The organism is Myxococcales bacterium, assembly GCA_016720545.1.
Lineage (GTDB): Bacteria > Myxococcota_A > Polyangia > Polyangiales > Polyangiaceae > JAAFHV01.
Genome location: JADKKK010000006.1, coordinates 200,560 through 216,503 on the forward strand (window position 1 = coordinate 200,560; position 15,944 = coordinate 216,503).

The 15,944-nt window shown below is 70.1% G+C and carries 9 protein-coding genes, 5 tRNA genes and 1 pseudogene; 11 read left to right on the plus strand and 4 right to left on the minus strand.

Annotated features, from left to right (window positions below; translation table 11 throughout):
* Nucleotides 1-142: 142 nt before the first annotated feature.
* The gene (locus tag IPQ09_14630) at nucleotides 143-307 is read right to left on the minus strand and encodes a hypothetical protein (GenBank protein ID MBL0195437.1); all 165 of its coding nucleotides are present in this window, start codon (nucleotides 305-307) and stop codon (nucleotides 143-145) included.
* A gap of 281 nt (nucleotides 308-588) precedes the next feature.
* On the opposite strand from IPQ09_14630, the gene IPQ09_14635 reads away from it, so the two are divergent.
* Nucleotides 589-1,446 (plus strand): hypothetical protein, encoded by an 858-nt coding sequence (locus tag IPQ09_14635; protein ID MBL0195438.1) that lies wholly within the window; start codon nucleotides 589-591, stop codon nucleotides 1,444-1,446.
* 701 nt (nucleotides 1,447-2,147) lie between these two features.
* Here IPQ09_14635 and IPQ09_14640 read toward each other — a convergent pair.
* Nucleotides 2,148-3,272 (minus strand): annotated as a pseudogene (locus IPQ09_14640) (MBL fold metallo-hydrolase).
* A gap of 913 nt (nucleotides 3,273-4,185) precedes the next feature.
* Between IPQ09_14640 and IPQ09_14645 the strand changes: the two are divergent.
* From IPQ09_14645 to IPQ09_14670, 6 genes are all read left to right on the plus strand, one after another.
* A tRNA-Lys gene (locus tag IPQ09_14645) sits at nucleotides 4,186-4,256 on the plus strand.
* Nucleotides 4,257-5,072: 816 nt separating this feature from the next.
* Nucleotides 5,073-5,147, plus strand: a tRNA-Arg gene (locus tag IPQ09_14650).
* Nucleotides 5,148-5,348: 201 nt separating this feature from the next.
* Nucleotides 5,349-5,419: transfer RNA gene (locus IPQ09_14655), tRNA-Gly, on the plus strand.
* Between the two features lie 290 nt (nucleotides 5,420-5,709).
* Nucleotides 5,710-5,784, plus strand: a tRNA-Leu gene (locus IPQ09_14660).
* A gap of 189 nt (nucleotides 5,785-5,973) precedes the next feature.
* A complete protein-coding gene (locus IPQ09_14665; protein MBL0195439.1) occupies nucleotides 5,974-6,477 on the plus strand; it encodes an HNH endonuclease in 504 nt (167 codons plus the stop codon).
* Nucleotides 6,478-6,566: 89 nt separating this feature from the next.
* Nucleotides 6,567-6,639, plus strand: a tRNA-Pro gene (locus tag IPQ09_14670).
* Between the two features lie 278 nt (nucleotides 6,640-6,917).
* Here IPQ09_14670 and IPQ09_14675 read toward each other — a convergent pair.
* Nucleotides 6,918-8,408, minus strand: a complete 1,491-nt coding sequence (locus IPQ09_14675) for an FAD-dependent oxidoreductase (GenBank protein MBL0195440.1) — start codon at nucleotides 8,406-8,408, stop codon at nucleotides 6,918-6,920.
* A 42-nt stretch (nucleotides 8,409-8,450) separates the two neighbouring features.
* Between IPQ09_14675 and IPQ09_14680 the strand changes: the two genes are divergently transcribed.
* From IPQ09_14680 to IPQ09_14695, 4 genes are all read left to right on the plus strand, one after another.
* Entirely contained in the window at nucleotides 8,451-10,025 is a 1,575-nt protein-coding gene (locus IPQ09_14680) for an FAD-binding oxidoreductase (protein ID MBL0195441.1), read from the plus strand.
* Nucleotides 10,026-10,187: 162 nt separating this feature from the next.
* Complete coding sequence (locus tag IPQ09_14685; protein ID MBL0195442.1) at nucleotides 10,188-10,862, plus strand: TetR/AcrR family transcriptional regulator; 675 nt, start codon at nucleotides 10,188-10,190, stop codon at nucleotides 10,860-10,862.
* Nucleotides 10,814-13,342 carry a hypothetical protein gene (locus tag IPQ09_14690; protein ID MBL0195443.1) on the plus strand — a complete coding sequence of 843 codons (2,529 nt, stop codon included), beginning with the start codon at nucleotides 10,814-10,816 and terminating at the stop codon, nucleotides 13,340-13,342. Before IPQ09_14685 ends, IPQ09_14690 begins: the two co-directional genes overlap by 49 nt.
* Nucleotides 13,339-14,082: a radical SAM protein gene (locus IPQ09_14695; protein ID MBL0195444.1), complete on the plus strand. Its 744-nt coding sequence runs from the start codon at nucleotides 13,339-13,341 to the stop codon at nucleotides 14,080-14,082. Before IPQ09_14690 ends, IPQ09_14695 begins: the two co-directional genes overlap by 4 nt.
* Nucleotides 14,083-14,617: 535 nt before the next feature.
* Here IPQ09_14695 and IPQ09_14700 read toward each other — a convergent pair.
* The gene (locus tag IPQ09_14700; GenBank protein MBL0195445.1) at nucleotides 14,618-15,058 is read right to left on the minus strand and encodes a hypothetical protein; all 441 of its coding nucleotides are present in this window, start codon (nucleotides 15,056-15,058) and stop codon (nucleotides 14,618-14,620) included.
* Between the last annotated feature and the right edge of the window lie 886 nt (nucleotides 15,059-15,944).

Genomic DNA, 15,944 nt, shown 5'->3' on the forward strand with positions numbered 1-15,944 from the left:
TCTCCGAGCCGATCGCGACCGGCATCGCGATCGCCGAAGTGGCGATGTTCCAGTCGCTCAAGTTCCCGCTGGCGAACGCAGGCGCCGCCGCGCCGAGCGGGCGCGTCCCCCTCGTGGCGGGCCGCGACGCGCTGCTCCGAGTCTACGTCAAGCCGGAAGCAGGCTGGAGCGCGAAGCCAGTGACTGCCCGGCTCAAGCTCGTCACCGAGTCGCCGACAGGGACCTTCACGAAGTTGCTCTCGGCGACCAAGACGGTGAGCGGCGCCTCCACCGAGGCCGACCTCGAGTCCACTCTCAACGTGCCCATTCCGGGCGCGTTCCTCCAGCAGGAGGCGCGGTACGTCGTGGTCCTGAACGAGGCCGGCGGGACGCCGCCCAGCGCCGCGCCGTCGCCCGCACGCTTTCCCCAGGACGGCGCGCTCGCGCCGCTCGGCGCACGCGGCGCCGGGGAGTCGCTCCGGGTCACCCTCGTGCCCGTCGAATACCGCGCCGACGGCTCGGGCCGTCTGCCCGACACGACCGACGAGCAGGTCCGGCGCTACCGCGAGATGTTGTACAAGCTCTACCCGTCCGCGCGTCGAGGTCACCGTGCACGCGCCGTTCGTGTGGTCGGAGCCCGTCGCGGCCAGCGGGAAGGGCCTGAGCGAACTGCTCGCCGCGATAGGCCAGCTGCGCCGCAGCGAGAACCCGCCAAACAACGTGTACTACTACGGGGCAGTGAACCCCGCCGACACGTTCGACGCCTTCTGTCGCGGCGGGTGCACGACGGGGCTCAGCCCCACGGGCGCGGCGCACAGCGTCGGCGTCGGGTTCGGCGGCGAAGGCGGGCGGGGCGACAAGTCGGCCGAGACGGCCGCCCACGAGATAGGCCACGCGCACAACCTTCGCCACGCGCCGTGCGGCGGCGCGGGCGGGCCCGATCCGGAGTACCCCAGCGACGCGGACCACGCCGGCGCGAAGATTGGTGTCTGGGGCTACAACCTCATCACGAAGAAGCTGGTCGATCCGGGCGGGGCCGAGCCACCGAAGGACCTGATGGCCTATTGCCGTCCTAGCTGGATCAGCGACTTCCACTACGCGAAGCTGCTCGAGCGCGTGCGCAGCGATCACGAGCTGCTCGCCGGGCGCTCGCCGGGCGCGGCGGAGGCCGACGAGTACGACGGCTACCTGGTCGAGGCCACCGGGGTCATCACCCCCAAGGGCGTGTCGTCACGCTCGTGGGAGCTCGCGCGCGGCGAGGCGCACGCGCTCGCGTGGCTGGGCCCCACCGGGGCGCGGCTCGGCCCCGACGGGACGCCGCGCGCCGGCGCCGTCGTGCGGTATTTTCCGTACGATCACCTGCCGGGCGGGGAGCTGTGGGTCCCGCGCGCACCTGCCGGCGCGGTCGCGGCGGAGGTCGTGGGGCTCGGCCGCGAGCCCTCGCGGCTCGTGGTGCGCCCGCAGTAGGCACGCCGCGGACGTCCGTCACCCGGACAGGTGCCCGAGCTTCGTCGAGTCTCGGCGGACCGCGACCACCTGCACGGTCGCGCTCGGTCCCTTGTGATAGAGGCCTTCGTGGATCTCGCGCTCCTGATCTCCGCCCCACGATGACTCCCCCCGGCGTGAGCTCCACCGTGAGCCGCTCGAGGGTCATGCAGAGCGCCGCGTCTCGCGGGCCCCCCGTGTCGTAAGCGAGCTGGCGCGGCGAATAGGCCTCGAGGACGAACACGCCCCCCTCACGGAGCGCCTCATGCACCCACCCGTGGACCCGCAGGCGCACCTCCAGCGGCAGGTGGGCGAAGGTGGCGACGACGCCCGCGTACGCGCCGCGGCGAGCCCGTACGCCGCGAGATCGGCGTGAACCGTGGTGAGCGAGACGCCCCGCTCGGCGGCCAAGCGCCGGGCCTTGGAGGCCCTCCGGCGAGAAGTCGACGGCCGTCACGTCATGGCCTAGCCCCGCCAGATAGGCCGCGTTGCGTCCCTCGCCCTCGGCGAGACACAGCACCCGGCCGGCGGGGATGCGGCCCGCCTCGGCCCGCAGAAAGTCGTTGGGCTCTTTGCCATACGCGTAGGCCTCGGCGCGATACCGCTCTTCCCAAAACCCGTTGTTCATCGTTCTTCTCCTCGCACGCGCGCTCCACGCGTGTCCAGCGCGCGGATCCGAGCCTTCAGGGCTCGACGCCGTCCGGCTCCAGCGCGAGGTCCGCGGGGAGCGTGCCGCGCGCCTCGTCGACCGCCCGCCACCACGGCGCGACGGGCGCCTCCAGCGCGTGGGCCGGCTCGACGGCTTCGCCCACGCGCGGCATCACGAGCGGCACGCCGAGCCCGGGGGCGCGCGCGAGCAGCGTCTCGGCCGGCTCGTCCCACGCGTGGAGGGCGAGCTTGAACGTGCCCCAGTGCACGGGGAGCAGCGCGCCGCCGCCGAGCAGCGCGTGCGCCTCGAGAGCGTTGTCCGGCCCCAGGTGGATGTCGCCCCACGCGGGGTGAAACGCCGACCTCCAGCATGACCAGATCGACCGGTCCGAGGCGGCTGCGTATGTCCGCGTACTCGGCGGTGAGGCCCGTGTCGCCGCTGAAGAACACCGCGTGCCGCGGCCTCGCACGTGGAACGACGACCACGCCGTGCGGTTCCGATCGAGCAGGCTGCGCCCGGAGAAACGCCTCGAAGGCGCCGCGGTGACGCGCACGCCGCGCACCTCCACGCTCTCCCACCAGTCGAGCTCGACGACGCGGTCGTGCGGGACGCCCCACGCCTCGAGCCGCTCGCCCACGCCGAGCGACGTGAAGAACGACGTGCCCGTCCGCGCGAGCGCGAGGACGGCCTCGCGGTCGAGGTGGTCGTAGTGATCGTGGGACAGCAGCACCGCGTCCAGCGGCGGCAGCTCAGCGATCGACGCGGGCGCGGCGTGGAAGCGCTTCGGCCCGGCGAACGACACGGGGGAGGCGCGCCCCGCCCAGACCGGATCGGTCAGCACCCGCACGCCGTCGAGCTCGAGCAGCACCGTGGAGTGCCCAAGCCAGGTCGCGCGGAGCCCCGTGGCCGGCGCCTCCGCCCACGCCGCGTGAGGTCGCAAGACCGGGATCGCGCCGCGCGGCGTGCGGCGCACTCCGCCGCTCAGGTACTCGCGGAGCACGTCGCCGCGTGCGGCGCGCGGCCGCTGCGCGAGGGCCTCGATCGCGCCGGCGTCGGTCTGGGCGGCGACGATGTTCCGGAAGGCCGCGCCGTCGAACCGCGGACACGCGAGCACGCGCTCGCGGCGAAGGCCGCGCGCGCGGCCCTGGGGTGTGAGCATCGCGCGAAGCTAGGGACGCGACGCGACGCCCGCAACGCTTCGCCGCCCGCGCGGCGCCGCCGCGCGACGCGCGATCGCCCTTACCTTGATTGATTCCAGGTCGACCCGCAGCCGCGACCGAACGCTAGCGCGAATGTTTTTTTCGATTTCTTCTTGACGCCTCCCGAAGCAGGGGTCATAAGTTCTTTCATCGTCGCGCTTCGTCGACGACGCCACGCCCCTTCCGAGGACACGACGGCCCCGCGCCACGGGGCGTCACGTGCACGACCATGAACACCACGCACCTCCACAACGCCAAAGCCGACCGGCAGCTCTTCGCGAGCGACGCCGCCCGTCTTGGGTGTGCGGCGTGCGGATCGGTAGACGCGCCCAAGCCAGGTCGCGCGTTGGATCTTGTCGCTCTCCGCCTGCCGGAGAACGATCCCTAGAGGTATCTCGAGTCGTCACGGACGAACTCATCGAGGCCGCCTAGGGAGCCTCCCCAGGCGGCCTTCTTCGCGTTCGCCGCCCTCCCTCTCGCACAGACAGAGGTCCCTTGCCCCGTTCCTCTCGCCCGGTTCCCTCTCCGCCTCTCCGCCTCCCGCCTCGCTCTCCTTCACCTCCTTCCGCCTCGCCTTCGATGAAGACGATCGTCTACGCGGCCCGCTCTCGCCGGGCGCTCACTCCTTCTAATTCTCGCGCTCATTCACGGTTTCAAACAGGATACTTTCCATGTTTCAAATCCCATTTTTTCAGCTCTTCACGCCGGTGTCCGCCTCCCTGCCCTCGCGAGGCCGGGGTCCCGCGCCATGTGACGGGCGCCCGGCGTGCGATCTCCCCTGACCTCCCCCTCCCTGTACGGCCACCGAGGCCGCCGGGGCCCCCTCCGGCGGCCTCTCGCGCGTCCGGAGCGCATCTCGCGCACCTCGCGCACGGGTCCGTGGCGTAACGGCAGCGCACTCGGCTCTTGACCGAGGAGGCGAGGGTTCGAATCCTCCAGACCCACACACGCACGCACGGCGTCCCCACCTGCTCCCAGGAGCGGGCGCACGGCGCTGCGCGCTCTCCGCACTCCGCGCCGCTCGGCGCGCTCGCTCCTTGAAGACCTCCTCCCATGAACCGCGACGCGAGCCCACGCTCGGTCGCGACCGACACCCACTCCACTGCCCAACTCCACTGCTCAACTCCACTGCTCACCTCCACTGCTCACCTCCACTGCTCAACTCCACTGCCCACCTCCACCGCCCAACTCCACTGCTCACCTCCACTGCCCAACTCCACTGCTCACCTCCACTGCTCACCTCCACTGCTCACCTCCACTGCCCAACTCCACTGCTCACTTCCACTGTTCAACTCCACCGCCCAACTCCACCGCCAGCCACCCCTCCAGCCCGACCGGGCGTCGCTCGGTCGGCCTCACGCCCTGTGATGCGACCGGCGTCGCAGTCCCGCGTCTACGGGGCGAGACGGTTCGACTCCCGTACGAGGCGCCCACGTGGCCCCCACCGCGCGGCTCTTCTTCCCGTTCTGCCAGGCTTCGGCCTCGCCTGTTCCGCGAGTATCGTCCAACGGCGAGACCTCGGCCTTCCACCCGGCTGCCATCCTGGCGATGCGGGTTCGAGCCCGCTTCCCGCTCTGTCGAGCCGGCTCTCCTGAAGAAGAGCGCGGATTGCAACTCCGCGCGCGAGGGTTTGATTCCCCCGGTTCTCTTCGCGCTCAGTCTCGTTCGCCCTACTTGCCCAACGGAAGGGCGCCGCCTTCAAAGCGAGGATCCGGGGTCGAATCCTGCGGGGCTCTCGCCTGCTCGCTCTCGTCTCGCTCGCCCCCGTCCCGCCGGATAGCGGATCCGAGCCTCCGAAGCTCGGCGGCTCGGTTCGACTCCGAGCGGGGGCTCCACGGCAGATGCCGTGAGGACTACACCCTAACCACAGTGTCTTCACACGACTCGCTGCCGTCTTCTGCTCTCTTCATGAGCGTCATTCGTCGAATGCCGCGGCGACTCCAAGGGATCCGGACGCCCACGGGTGCACACGCGCCTACCGGGACCGGAATGTCGCCGTAATCCTCGTCGACGAACCGACCGCTCCCTCCTTCTTCGCGGTGATAGTTCAGTAGTAGAACGCGAGGGCGCCACCCTCGGGACCCGGGTGCGATCCCCGGTCACCGCTCGAACGTGCCGAATGCGCCGAATGCACCGAATGCGCCGAATGCGCCGAATGCGCCGAATGCGCCGAATGCGCCGAATGCGACTGGGACTCCAGGTAAAGACCGCGAGGTCGATCGGGTTCAAACCCCGAGAGCGCGTGCGCGAGCCCGCGAATGTCTCCGTCTTCTTGTCGGCCACGTTTCGGCGCTCAGCGCCTTCTCTGGACATAGCTCAACCTGGCAGAGCACTCGGTTCGGGACCGAGGATGCGTCCGAATCGCGCTGCTCAGACCGCGCACCCAGGTGCGACCTCGCCGACGTAGCCCAACTGGAAGGAGGCAGCACGCCCAGACTGTGAACAGTGTCCGTTCGAATCGGACCGTCGGTACTCGCTTCCTCGCTCGCCAACCCCACACACACCCACACGCCCACACAACAGCACGGATCGTCGCGCGAACGACGCGCTGCCTGCCCGGAGACACCATGCCGAACCACCCGGAGCTCAGACCCACCGTGCCCACCACTCCAACGAAAGAGATAGCCCCATGTCGACGCGAACCCTCACGCCACCCCGTGGATGGCCCCTCACCGCGTGATCACCTGGCAGCGCGCCGTCGTGCTCCTCACGCTCGGCAAGGTCGAGGTGCTCGAAGAGTACGAAGAGCCGATCGTCGCGCCGTCGCTCACGCTGCGCACGCCGGCCGTCGTGCGCCTCACGCGAGGGAACGTGTCGACCAAGCGAAAGGTGCGATTCTCCCGGCTGAACGTCTTCACTCGAGACGGTTTTCGCTGCCAGTACTGCGGTGTCCGCAGGGCGATGGATGACCTCAACTACGACCACGTCGTGCCCCGCGTTCGCGGAGGCAAGACGGGGTGGGAGAACATCGTCACCTCCTGCTACGCCTGCAACCTTCGTAAGGGGAGCCGCACTCCCGACGAGGCCGGCCTGAAGCTTCTCCGGAGGCCCTTTCGGCCGACCTCTCTGCCGCACACGCCGTTCCTCCGCGCGGAGAAGGGTGTCCCTCCCTTGTGGAGAGACTACTGCCCTCACCTGGTGGACGATCAGGCGAGCGTCGCGTGAGCGCGGCTTCGCGCCGTCTTGGGGTTGCCTCGTCGCGCTCTCGCGCGGCGTGTGTCTGCACCGGGCCCAGACGTAAAACAGGGCCGCCTCAGCGCGTAGCTTAGTGGCCAAAGCGTCGGCTCGGGGAGCCGAAGACCGCAGGTTCGAATCCTGCCGCGCTGACGACGTGGGGCGTCGGCCCGCTCGCGAACGTAGCCCAAAACTGGAAGAGGTACTCGCTAGCAGCCTGTTGATTTACGGACCGAGGCCCGGCGTCGTCCGCGCCCGGCCCGCCAAGGCGCGATCCGAGGAGCCCTCGGAGCCTACTTTTGTGCCTTTGTAGGTGAGCAGGCACCGGAGGCGCGCAACGCAGCCCGTGCCGATCGAAGTGGCGACCTCCCGAAAGCTCGCTCGCAGTCCTTCATGCCATCTCGACGGCGGTGCAGTAGCGCGCAGCGCGGTCAGATCTCGACCACGGCGCCGCCGTCGTGGCGCCGCGGGCGAAGCTTCGCTCGTAGCTGGGGCCACGCCACGGCGAGCGTGTCGCGGAGCAGCTCGAGCCGCACGCCGAGGCCCACTCGCGTGCGCACGCCGAGCCGCGGCATCATCATGACGCGGTTCTGGGTATAGCGAAACAGCGCCGCCGGGTGCTCGCGGAAAGGGTAGTCCACTCCAAAGGCTTCCCCGATGACCATGCCTGACGTGAAGGCGTCCTCGTGGCTGCTGAATGTGGTGTAGTCCCCACAGAACCAGGTGCGGTCGTGCCCTTGGAGCTTGTGCATCTCCATGCGCGCCTTCAGGGCGACGTCGTCGGCGATGAGGTGGGAGAACTCGCGGCGCGCGAAGCACGGAGTCGGCTCCTTGGGGGGGCGCTCGGAGAAGACCGACACGAGCACGGGGCCGTCGTAGCCCTGGAGGCCGGCGGCGTCCTTCATGCTGTAGGTCATGACGCCGTCCAGGGCGGGGCCGGGCGTCGGGTTCTCCGAGCGGTACTGGAAGAAGAAGCCGGGGCCGAAGCGCGCCGAGAGCAGCGAGGGGTCGGCGTGCAGGTACGCGACCGCGGGCTGATAGGTGTACATTCCAAGGACCCGCCGCTCGTCGGCGCTCGCGCCTTCGCCGAGCAGGCGGAGCGCGACGTTCGCGGCCGTCGCCAGCACGACGTGGTCGTAGACCTCTTCGCCCCCGCGCTCGTCGCGCACTCGCACCTCGCGGCCCGAGCGCTTCACGCCCACCACCTTCGTGGACACGAGCCGCCGCGCGCGGAACGACCGCGTGAGCCGCGCGATGTACTCGCGCGTGCCACCCGTGATCGTGCGCCAGGTCGTGGGGCTGAAGAACGAGAGGGTCCCGAAGCGGAACATCATCGAGAGCGACCACGCCGGCGTGCGCAGCAGGCTGTCGCGCGTGACGAGGAAGAGCGACAGCAGCGGACAGAGCCCCTGCGTGAGGAAGCGCGGCGTGTAGCGTCCCGAGTGCGGGACGCCGGGGTAAGGGGCGTCGAGGAAGCGCGCGATCGGCAACATTTGCTCGTTCAGCGGCAACGCCGCGATCTCGAACATCATCTGCTCGAAGCGGCTCGCCTCGGCCTCCAGGTACTCGCCGAAGAAGCCCGCGCCGGGCACGGGCGAGTCGGTGCTCCAGGTGAGCTCCTTCGTCGGGTCTTCGGGGTCGGGAAAGGAGACGAGCAGCGTCGCGGCGGCCGCGCGGGTCTCGATACCGTATTTCTGAAACATGCAATAGAGGTTCGGGTAAGCCCACGGCAGCGTGATCATCACGCCCATGTCGACCTGCACATCGGTGTCGTCGAAGGTGTGCGCGTAGGCGTTCCCGCCGAGCTCTGCCTCGGCCTCGTAGATCGTCACCTCGTACTTTTCGGCCAAGCGCCACGCCGCCCCGAGCCCCGCCGCGCCGCCGCCCACCACGGCGACGCGCTCGCGCTTTCCTGAGAACATTGGCGCAGCCTAGCAGGGGCCGACTGCTACAGTCCCCCCGCGATGGCGACGCCACCACGGAAACCTCGCCGCGCGCCCGACCCTCGGCTGTTCCATGTCGACCTGCACAGCTACGGCGAGGTCTCGCGCTCACGCAGCGAGGTGTACCACCCGGCGACGGTGCACGAGCTCCGCGTGCTGCTCGCCGGGCTCTCCGCCTCCGGCGAGCGTCGCCTCACGTTCCGCGCGGGGGGCTGCTCGCTCGACGCGCAGTCGCTGAACGACGACGTCGTGCTCTTCCTCGATCGCCTGGACGACATCGTGGTCCACGACGACCCCGACGCGCCCACGGTCACCGTCGGCGCGGGGGCGCGCTGGGGCGACATCGCGCGCGCGCTCGAGTCGGTAGGCCTCGTGCCGTTCGTCGCCGTGAGCACCAGCCGCGCCACCGCCGGGGGCACCGCCTCGTCCGACTGCATCTCTCGCTTCAGCTCGAGCATCGGGAAGGAGTCGCGGTTCATTCGGGAGGTGCGCGTGCTCACCCTCGACGGCGCGCTGCACGACGTCTCTCGCGACTCGCCGAGCGCGGCCGACCGCGCGCTGTTCCACGCCGTCATCGGCGGCTTCGGCTATCTCGGCGTCATCGTGCGCCTCACGTACGCGGTGTGGCGCCCGCCGGCGCCCGGGTTCCCGCGTACGCCCCTCCGCGTCAGCACCCTCGTGAAGAAGTGCGGCGATCTTCGGTCGTTCGTGCACCCGCTGGCCGAGCACGCCCCCCGCCCGGCGGCGCGCGCCGGCCGCCTCGGCGCGAACACCACCCACGCGCTCCACGACATCGCGCGCGGGTTCTTCGAGCGCGCGGCCGCGGGCGCCGCGAGCGGCTCCCCCGCCGACCCCACGGCCTTCTACGGCGTCGTGTGCCCTGGCGGAGCGCCGCGCGGCCTCGTCTTCGAGTCGCGCTACGTGCGCTCCGAGGCGCTAAGGCCGATGCTCCAGCACGTGCCCGCGCATCCGCTCAGGTTCCTCGCCGAGTGGACCGCGCGCGGCCGCCACACCGGCGCGCTGTTCTGGTGGGCCACCTACGAGATGTTCGACGAGGCGCCGTACCTCGACGATCTCCTCGGGTACACGTTCTTCATGGACGGCAACGTCCGCACGCGGACGCTCGAGCGCCGCCTCGGCATGACGACGTTCACGCTCCAGCAGACCTACGTGATCCCTTTTTCGCCGGAGGTGCTCCGCGAGTTCCTCAGCGACGCGCACGAGCTGCTCGACGCGCGAGAGCTCGTGCCTCTCTTGTTCGATGTGCTCTACATCCCGGGCGACGACGCGCTGCTCTCGGCGAGCCGCGGCCTCGACGGGTTCGCCGTCACCCTCGCGTTCGAGACGCGCAGTCGGGGCGATCTGCCTCTCCGGGAGGACGCGCTGCGTGAGCTGTCCCACGCGTGCCTCGCGGTGGGCGGTCGCGTCCACCTCGGCAAGACCGTGTGCGCGACGCGCGGTGTGCTGCGCGACATGTACGCGGGGGTGCTGGGTGAGCTGCGGGCGCTGAAGGATCTTTACGATCCCAGGCGCGTGCTGGCGAACCGCTTCCTGGAGGAGCGCTTCCCGGAGCTAGTGACGCCCGCGCCCTCGTGAGGGGCGAGCTGGGCAAGGGCGCGAGACGGCCTCGCTGCGTCCCCTGAGTGGTCCCGAGCGCCCTCGGGCCACGATCGGCCACAGCTTCGCGGCCAAGCAGATTTCTTCTTGACGAATTTGGGCGATCGCCTAAACCATATGCCTAACGGAAGGCGGTCACACGTGAGGCCAGACGAGACCCGGGAGAAGATCCTCGCCGCGACCGATCGGTTGTTTGGCGTGCTTGGCTTCGACGCGACGACCACGCGTGACATCGCCGAGGCCTCTGGCGTCAACAAGGCGCTCATCCACTACCACTTTGGGAGCAAGGACGAGCTGCTCGAGACCTTGCTCGAGGGGTATTACGACCGCCTCGGGGCGACGCTCGCCGAGGGCCTCGCGCAGCGCGGCGATCCCCAGGAGCAGGCTGAGCACGTCGTCGACGCCTACGCTGACTTCCTCGCCCAGAACCGCACGTTCTGCAGCATCGTGCAGCGCGAGGTCGCGGGTGGTCGGCACGTCGAGCGGATCGTCCTGCGCACGCTGCCCGTCTTCCGCCTCGGCTCGGCGTGGCTCGGGGAGGTCGCTCCCGACTCCCCGCCGACCCTCGACCTCGTGCACGTGCTGACGACCGTCTACGGGATGGTGGTCACGTACTTCACGTACGGCAGAGTGCTCGAGCGCATCACGGGCGAAGACCCCTTCTCGCCCGCGGCGCTCGACGCGCGCAAGCGCCACGTTCGCCACGTGGTCGCGCTCCTGTTTCGCGAGATGAGAGGCACCCCGAAGCCAGAGGAACGAGGCAAGACATGGGCACGCTCCACCCCAAGAACGCCGCGCAAAAAGCGCGGCTCCTGACCGCATCGCACTGGCTCTGCATCGAGCGCGCGAAGCATTTCACCGACTCGCACCGCGAGACGCCCGGGCTGTCTCCCTCGCTGCGCGCCGCGCGCGCGCTGGGCCGGGTCTTCGAGAGGATGACCGTCCGCATCGAGCCCGAGGAGCTGCTCGTGGGCAACCGCGCGTCGAAGGTCGTGGCCCCTCCGCTCGCCCCGGAGCGTGGGGACTTCACGTTCATCTTCGAGCACCTCTTCGACGAGCTGCTCGCCTTCGGCTATCGCATCGACCCGGCCGACGAGCGGGTGCTCTTCGACGACATCATCCCGTATTGGAGGGGTAAGACCGTGCGTGACGCCAAGATCGCGGCGTTGCGTGCGCGGGGCCTCTCGAGCGAGCTCGCGCTGTCTCCTCGAGAGCTCCGGCGCAAGGTCCGCGCCTTCGGCGTACGACCGCTCCTCCGGCTCGTCGTGGACGAGGAGGGCGACCGCGCTCCACGTGGCCTCGCGGAGCGCGCCGCGCGGGCGGGGCGCCTCGCCGCGCGCCTGCCGGGGCTCGCGCGCGCGGTGCGGGCAGGCGCCGGTGACAACCTGAAGGGGCGCGGCCGCTGCACCGACACGCAGGCGCACATCGTGCTTGGCCACAAGAACGTCCTCGCGCGCGGCTTCTCCGGCATCCAGGCCGAGGCCCGCGGGCGCCGAGCGAGCGTGGAGACGGCCCGCGAGCGCGCGTTCCTCGAGAGCGTCGAGCTCACCTGCGACGCGATGCGCGGCTTCTCGGAGCGCTTCGCGGAGGCCGCGCGGCTCGAGGCGGCGCGCACGGCCGACCTCGAGCGTCGCGCGGAGCTCGAGGTCATCGCCGCGACGTGCTCGCGCGTGCCGTGGCTGCCGCCTCGCACGTTCGTCGAGGCGGTCCAGTCGCTCTGGTTCACCCAGAACGCCGCGATCATCAGCTACGGCGCGGGGAGCGGCATCACCCCGGGCCGCGTGGACCAGCTCCTCTTCCCCTACTTCGAGGCCGACCTCGCTCGCGGAGTCCTCACGCAGGCGCACGCGCTCCGGCTCCTGGAGGAGCTCGTGATCAAGCTGAACGACAACGTCGTCATTTGGCCCAACATCGGGGGCGTCAAGCTGAACCACCTCGGCTCGGACGTCGAGAACGTCACCCTCGGCGGGGTCGATGCGGCCGGGAACGACGCGACCAACGAGCTTACTTACCTCTTCATCGAGGCCATCACGAACACGAAGCTCGCCACGACCGCGTCGTTCCGCGTCTCGAAGAAGAGCCCGGCGGACTTCACCCGTCGCGTCGTCGCGATCCATCGCGAGACCGGCGCGCCCGCCTTTCTGAACGACGAGACGGCCATCGCCGCGATGGTCCGCGACGGCTACGCGGTCGAGGCGGCGCGCGAGTACTGCCTCGTTGGGTGCGTCGAACCGAGCGGCAACGCCGACACGTACGGAGCGACGGGCGGCTCGAAGGTCTACTTCCCGACGGCACTCGACCTGGTCTTGAACCGCGGACGGACCACGTTCTTCGGCAATCAAGACGGGACCGACACCGGCGACCCCGCCCGCATGACGGGCTTCGGGGAGGTACTTAATGCATTCTACACGCAGCTCGAAGCGCTCGTGGGCTGGGTCACGGAGGCGACCCAGCTGCGCGACGCGATCTGGGCCGAGCGATTCCACAACCCGCTCATTTCCAGCACGATCGACGGCTGTATCCAGCACGCGAAGGACATGACGGAGGGGGGCGCTCGCTACAACTTCGGGTCGGTCGGCGGCGGCGGCCTGGGCACCGCGGTGGACTCGCTGGCCGCGATCCGCGCGTTCGTGTTCGAGCGCAAGCTCGTCACGATGGGCGAGCTGTGCGAGGCGCTCTCGAGCAATTTTCGAGGTCGCGAGGACCTGCGGCGGCTGCTCCTCGGGGGGCCGCGCTTTGGCAACGATCTCGAGGAGGTCGACGCCCTCGCGCGCCAGATCGTCGCGCGCTTCTGCGCGATGGTGTCCGCCCGACGGACGGCCTGCGGCGGCCACTACAAGGCGAGCCTCATCTCCTACGGGCTCAACGTCTACGAGGGCGCGCTCGAGCCCGCCACTCCGGACGGACGCCTCGCGGGCGAGCCCCTGTCGAACAGCATGTCGCCGAGCAACGGCGCCGAGCGGCGCGGACCGACCGCGACCCTGAACTCGCTCGCGCGGATCGATCACACGCAGATTGGCTACGGGAGCTCGCTCAACATGCGCCTGCCGGTCGGGATCCTCGGCTCCGAGAAGGGCGTCGAGAGCGTCGCTCACCTCGTGCGCGGGTACTTCGACAAGGGGGGCTTCCAGGTGCAGTTCGGCGTAGTCGACACGGCGACGCTCCGCGCGGCGCAGCGGCGCCCAGAGCGCTACGCCGATCTCGTGGTGAGGGTGTCCGGCTACTCCGCGTATTTCACGCGGCTCGGCCGCCGCATCCAGGACGACATCATCGGCCGGGCGGAGCTCCGTCCGTGAGCGCGTCGACCGACTGCAGGGTCTTCGACGTGCAGCGCTTCTCCATCCACGATGGGCCGGGGATTCGGACCACGGTGTTCCTCGAGGGCTGCTCGCTGCGGTGCGCGTGGTGCCAGAACCCAGAGTCTTTCCAGAGCGACGTCGCGGCCCGCATGTCGCCCGAAGCGGTCATCGCCGAGGTCTTGAAGGACCGCGAGTTCTACGCGGTGAGCGGCGGGGGCCTGACGGTCAGCGGCGGCGAGCCGCTCCTGCACCTCGGGCCCGTGCGGGCGCTCCTCGCGGAGGCGAAGCGCCACGGCCTGCACACCTGCGTGCAGACCTCGGGGGCGGTGCCCGAGGCGCACCTCGCGGCGGTGCTCGAGCTCGTGGACCTCTTTCAGCTCGACCTGAAGCACATGGACGAGCGGCGTCACAGGGCGCTCACCGGCGCGGGCCACCAGCGCGTCCACAGGGCGGCGTCGTTCCTCGTCGATCACGGAGCCGCGGTGCAGTTTCGCATGCCGCTCGTGCCCGGCCTGAACGACGACGCCGAGAACCTGGACGAGGTGGCGCGCTTTCTCGCGCGGCACGGCGCGACGTCGCTGCGCGTGGTCCCGTACCACGCGCTCTACCTCGACAAGTACACGGCCCTCGGCCTCGAGCCTCCGATGGCAGGGCTCGAGCCGCCTTCGGCCTCGAGGCTGGCCTGGGTCAGAGAGCACCTCGCGCGTCGCGACGTGACGGTCGAAGTGGACGGCTGAGCGCCGCCGCTCGCCCGCACGCGAGGCGAGCTCGCGCTCGATCGCGTCGAGTAGACGGCCGGCGGCGTCTATCGACGGGCCGCTATGGGAGGTTCGCCTCTTCTTCGCGACGCCAGCGCCCGTCTCGGCACCAAAGCGCTGTGCTGTGTCCACCACGCTGTCCCCACGAGAGGACACACCACGACTGCCCCTTCGCGCAGGGCGTGCCTTCCCGGGGCTCGGGTGTGCAGCGCCCGTCGCTCGAGCGGACGATGGGCTCTCCGGTTCCTGGCTCGGCCAACACCCCTGTCGAGGGCGTGGATCCGGGCGCATGGGACGGAGCGGGCTCCGGCCCGAGCCGACCACCGGCGTCTTGCGTTCGTGCCAAGTGCACCTCTGCCTCGCGCAGAGAACGGCGTTGCTCGCAAGCGACCACCACCGCCGCCAGAAGCCAGACTCCTCGCCTCACCTTCGTGACCGTCATCCCTAGCTCGCAGATCCAAATGGCGCCTTCGTCGAAGCGTAGCCGCGCTCGCGGTGGTGACCGAGCCCGAAACTACCACCGCACGTAGAACATCGCCTTCGCCAACACCACGATGGCCGCCATGTGGATCGCCACCGAGAGGTGCGTCCGCATGAACCGCCCCGATGTCATGCAGCCCTGCGTCGCCGAGCGGATCGCGGTCACGAAGTGCACCAGCACGCTCAGCGCGAGGGTGATTTTGACGGTCAGCAACAGGCCAAAGGCCGAGGCCCCCGGGGCCGACAGCGCCACGCGATGCACCCACGCCATCGCGAGGCCCGACAGGAAGAGCGTCCCCACGACCCAGGGCATGATGCGCCGCGCGCGCGCGATCAGCGCGACCTCGAAGAGGTGCATCACCTCGGCGGGCAAGCGGCCGCGGACCCCTTCGAGGAGGACCACCTCGAAGAACACCACACCGATGAACAGGATCGCGCAGAACAAGTGGATGACATGGACGACTCCGTAGGGCACGCGACACCTCGACGGGCGACCCTAGTTAAATGAAAAGGACTGTCAATATCATTAACATGAGGGCCACGGCCCGGCGCCGACGGCCCGCACGACGGCGCCCGGCTCACGCCACGCTCGGGGTGCGGCGATCGCACGGGAATTCGCGGTCCGTCTCGGCGCCCCGTGCGACGCTCGACGCTCGATGGAGGTGACGGAGCGCGATGCGCAGCGGCGCCGCTCACCAAAGGCGTAGTTGACCTAGATCACGCGCGCCCCTTGAGGCGCGCGCTACCCCGAGGGGTGGACGTGCTTCGCCAACGGGGCTCCGCGCCCTCGCGCGGCCGCGGGCCGTCGCTCGCGCGAGGGCTGGCGAGCTGCGCGGTCACCGCCCTGGTGACCGTCGTCGCGGTCGTCGCGCCGGGAGCGGGGGTGGCGTCCGGGCTCGGCGCGTGCGGTCATGTGGGCGGGCGTGAGCTCTTCGCCGCCGACGTCGCGCCATTGCTCGAGCGTCAGTGCCTAGGCGCGCCGTGCCACGGTGTGGCCCCGGGCGCCGAGGCGCGCGGCGAGGTGGTCAACTGGAGTCAGTTTCACGTGCGCACGACCAGCGACGGTCGGATCGCGGACATGGACGCCGCGTATTCGGTCGCGAAGGCGCGCATCAACACTGTGGAGCGTGCGGAGCTCTCGACGCTGTTGCGCAAGCCCCTCGCCCAGGGGGCCGGCGGTCTGCTCCACAAGGGGGGCGTGAGCTTCGCGCGCCGCGACGATCCCGACTACCAGCGCATCCTCGCGTGGATCGCCGCCGAGTCCGAAGGTGGTGAGGGCGGCTCGCACCTCTCCCCGAACGAGCGTCGCTTCGCGAGCGATGTGCTGCCGGCGCTAGCGACGCGCCAGTGCATGAACGGCC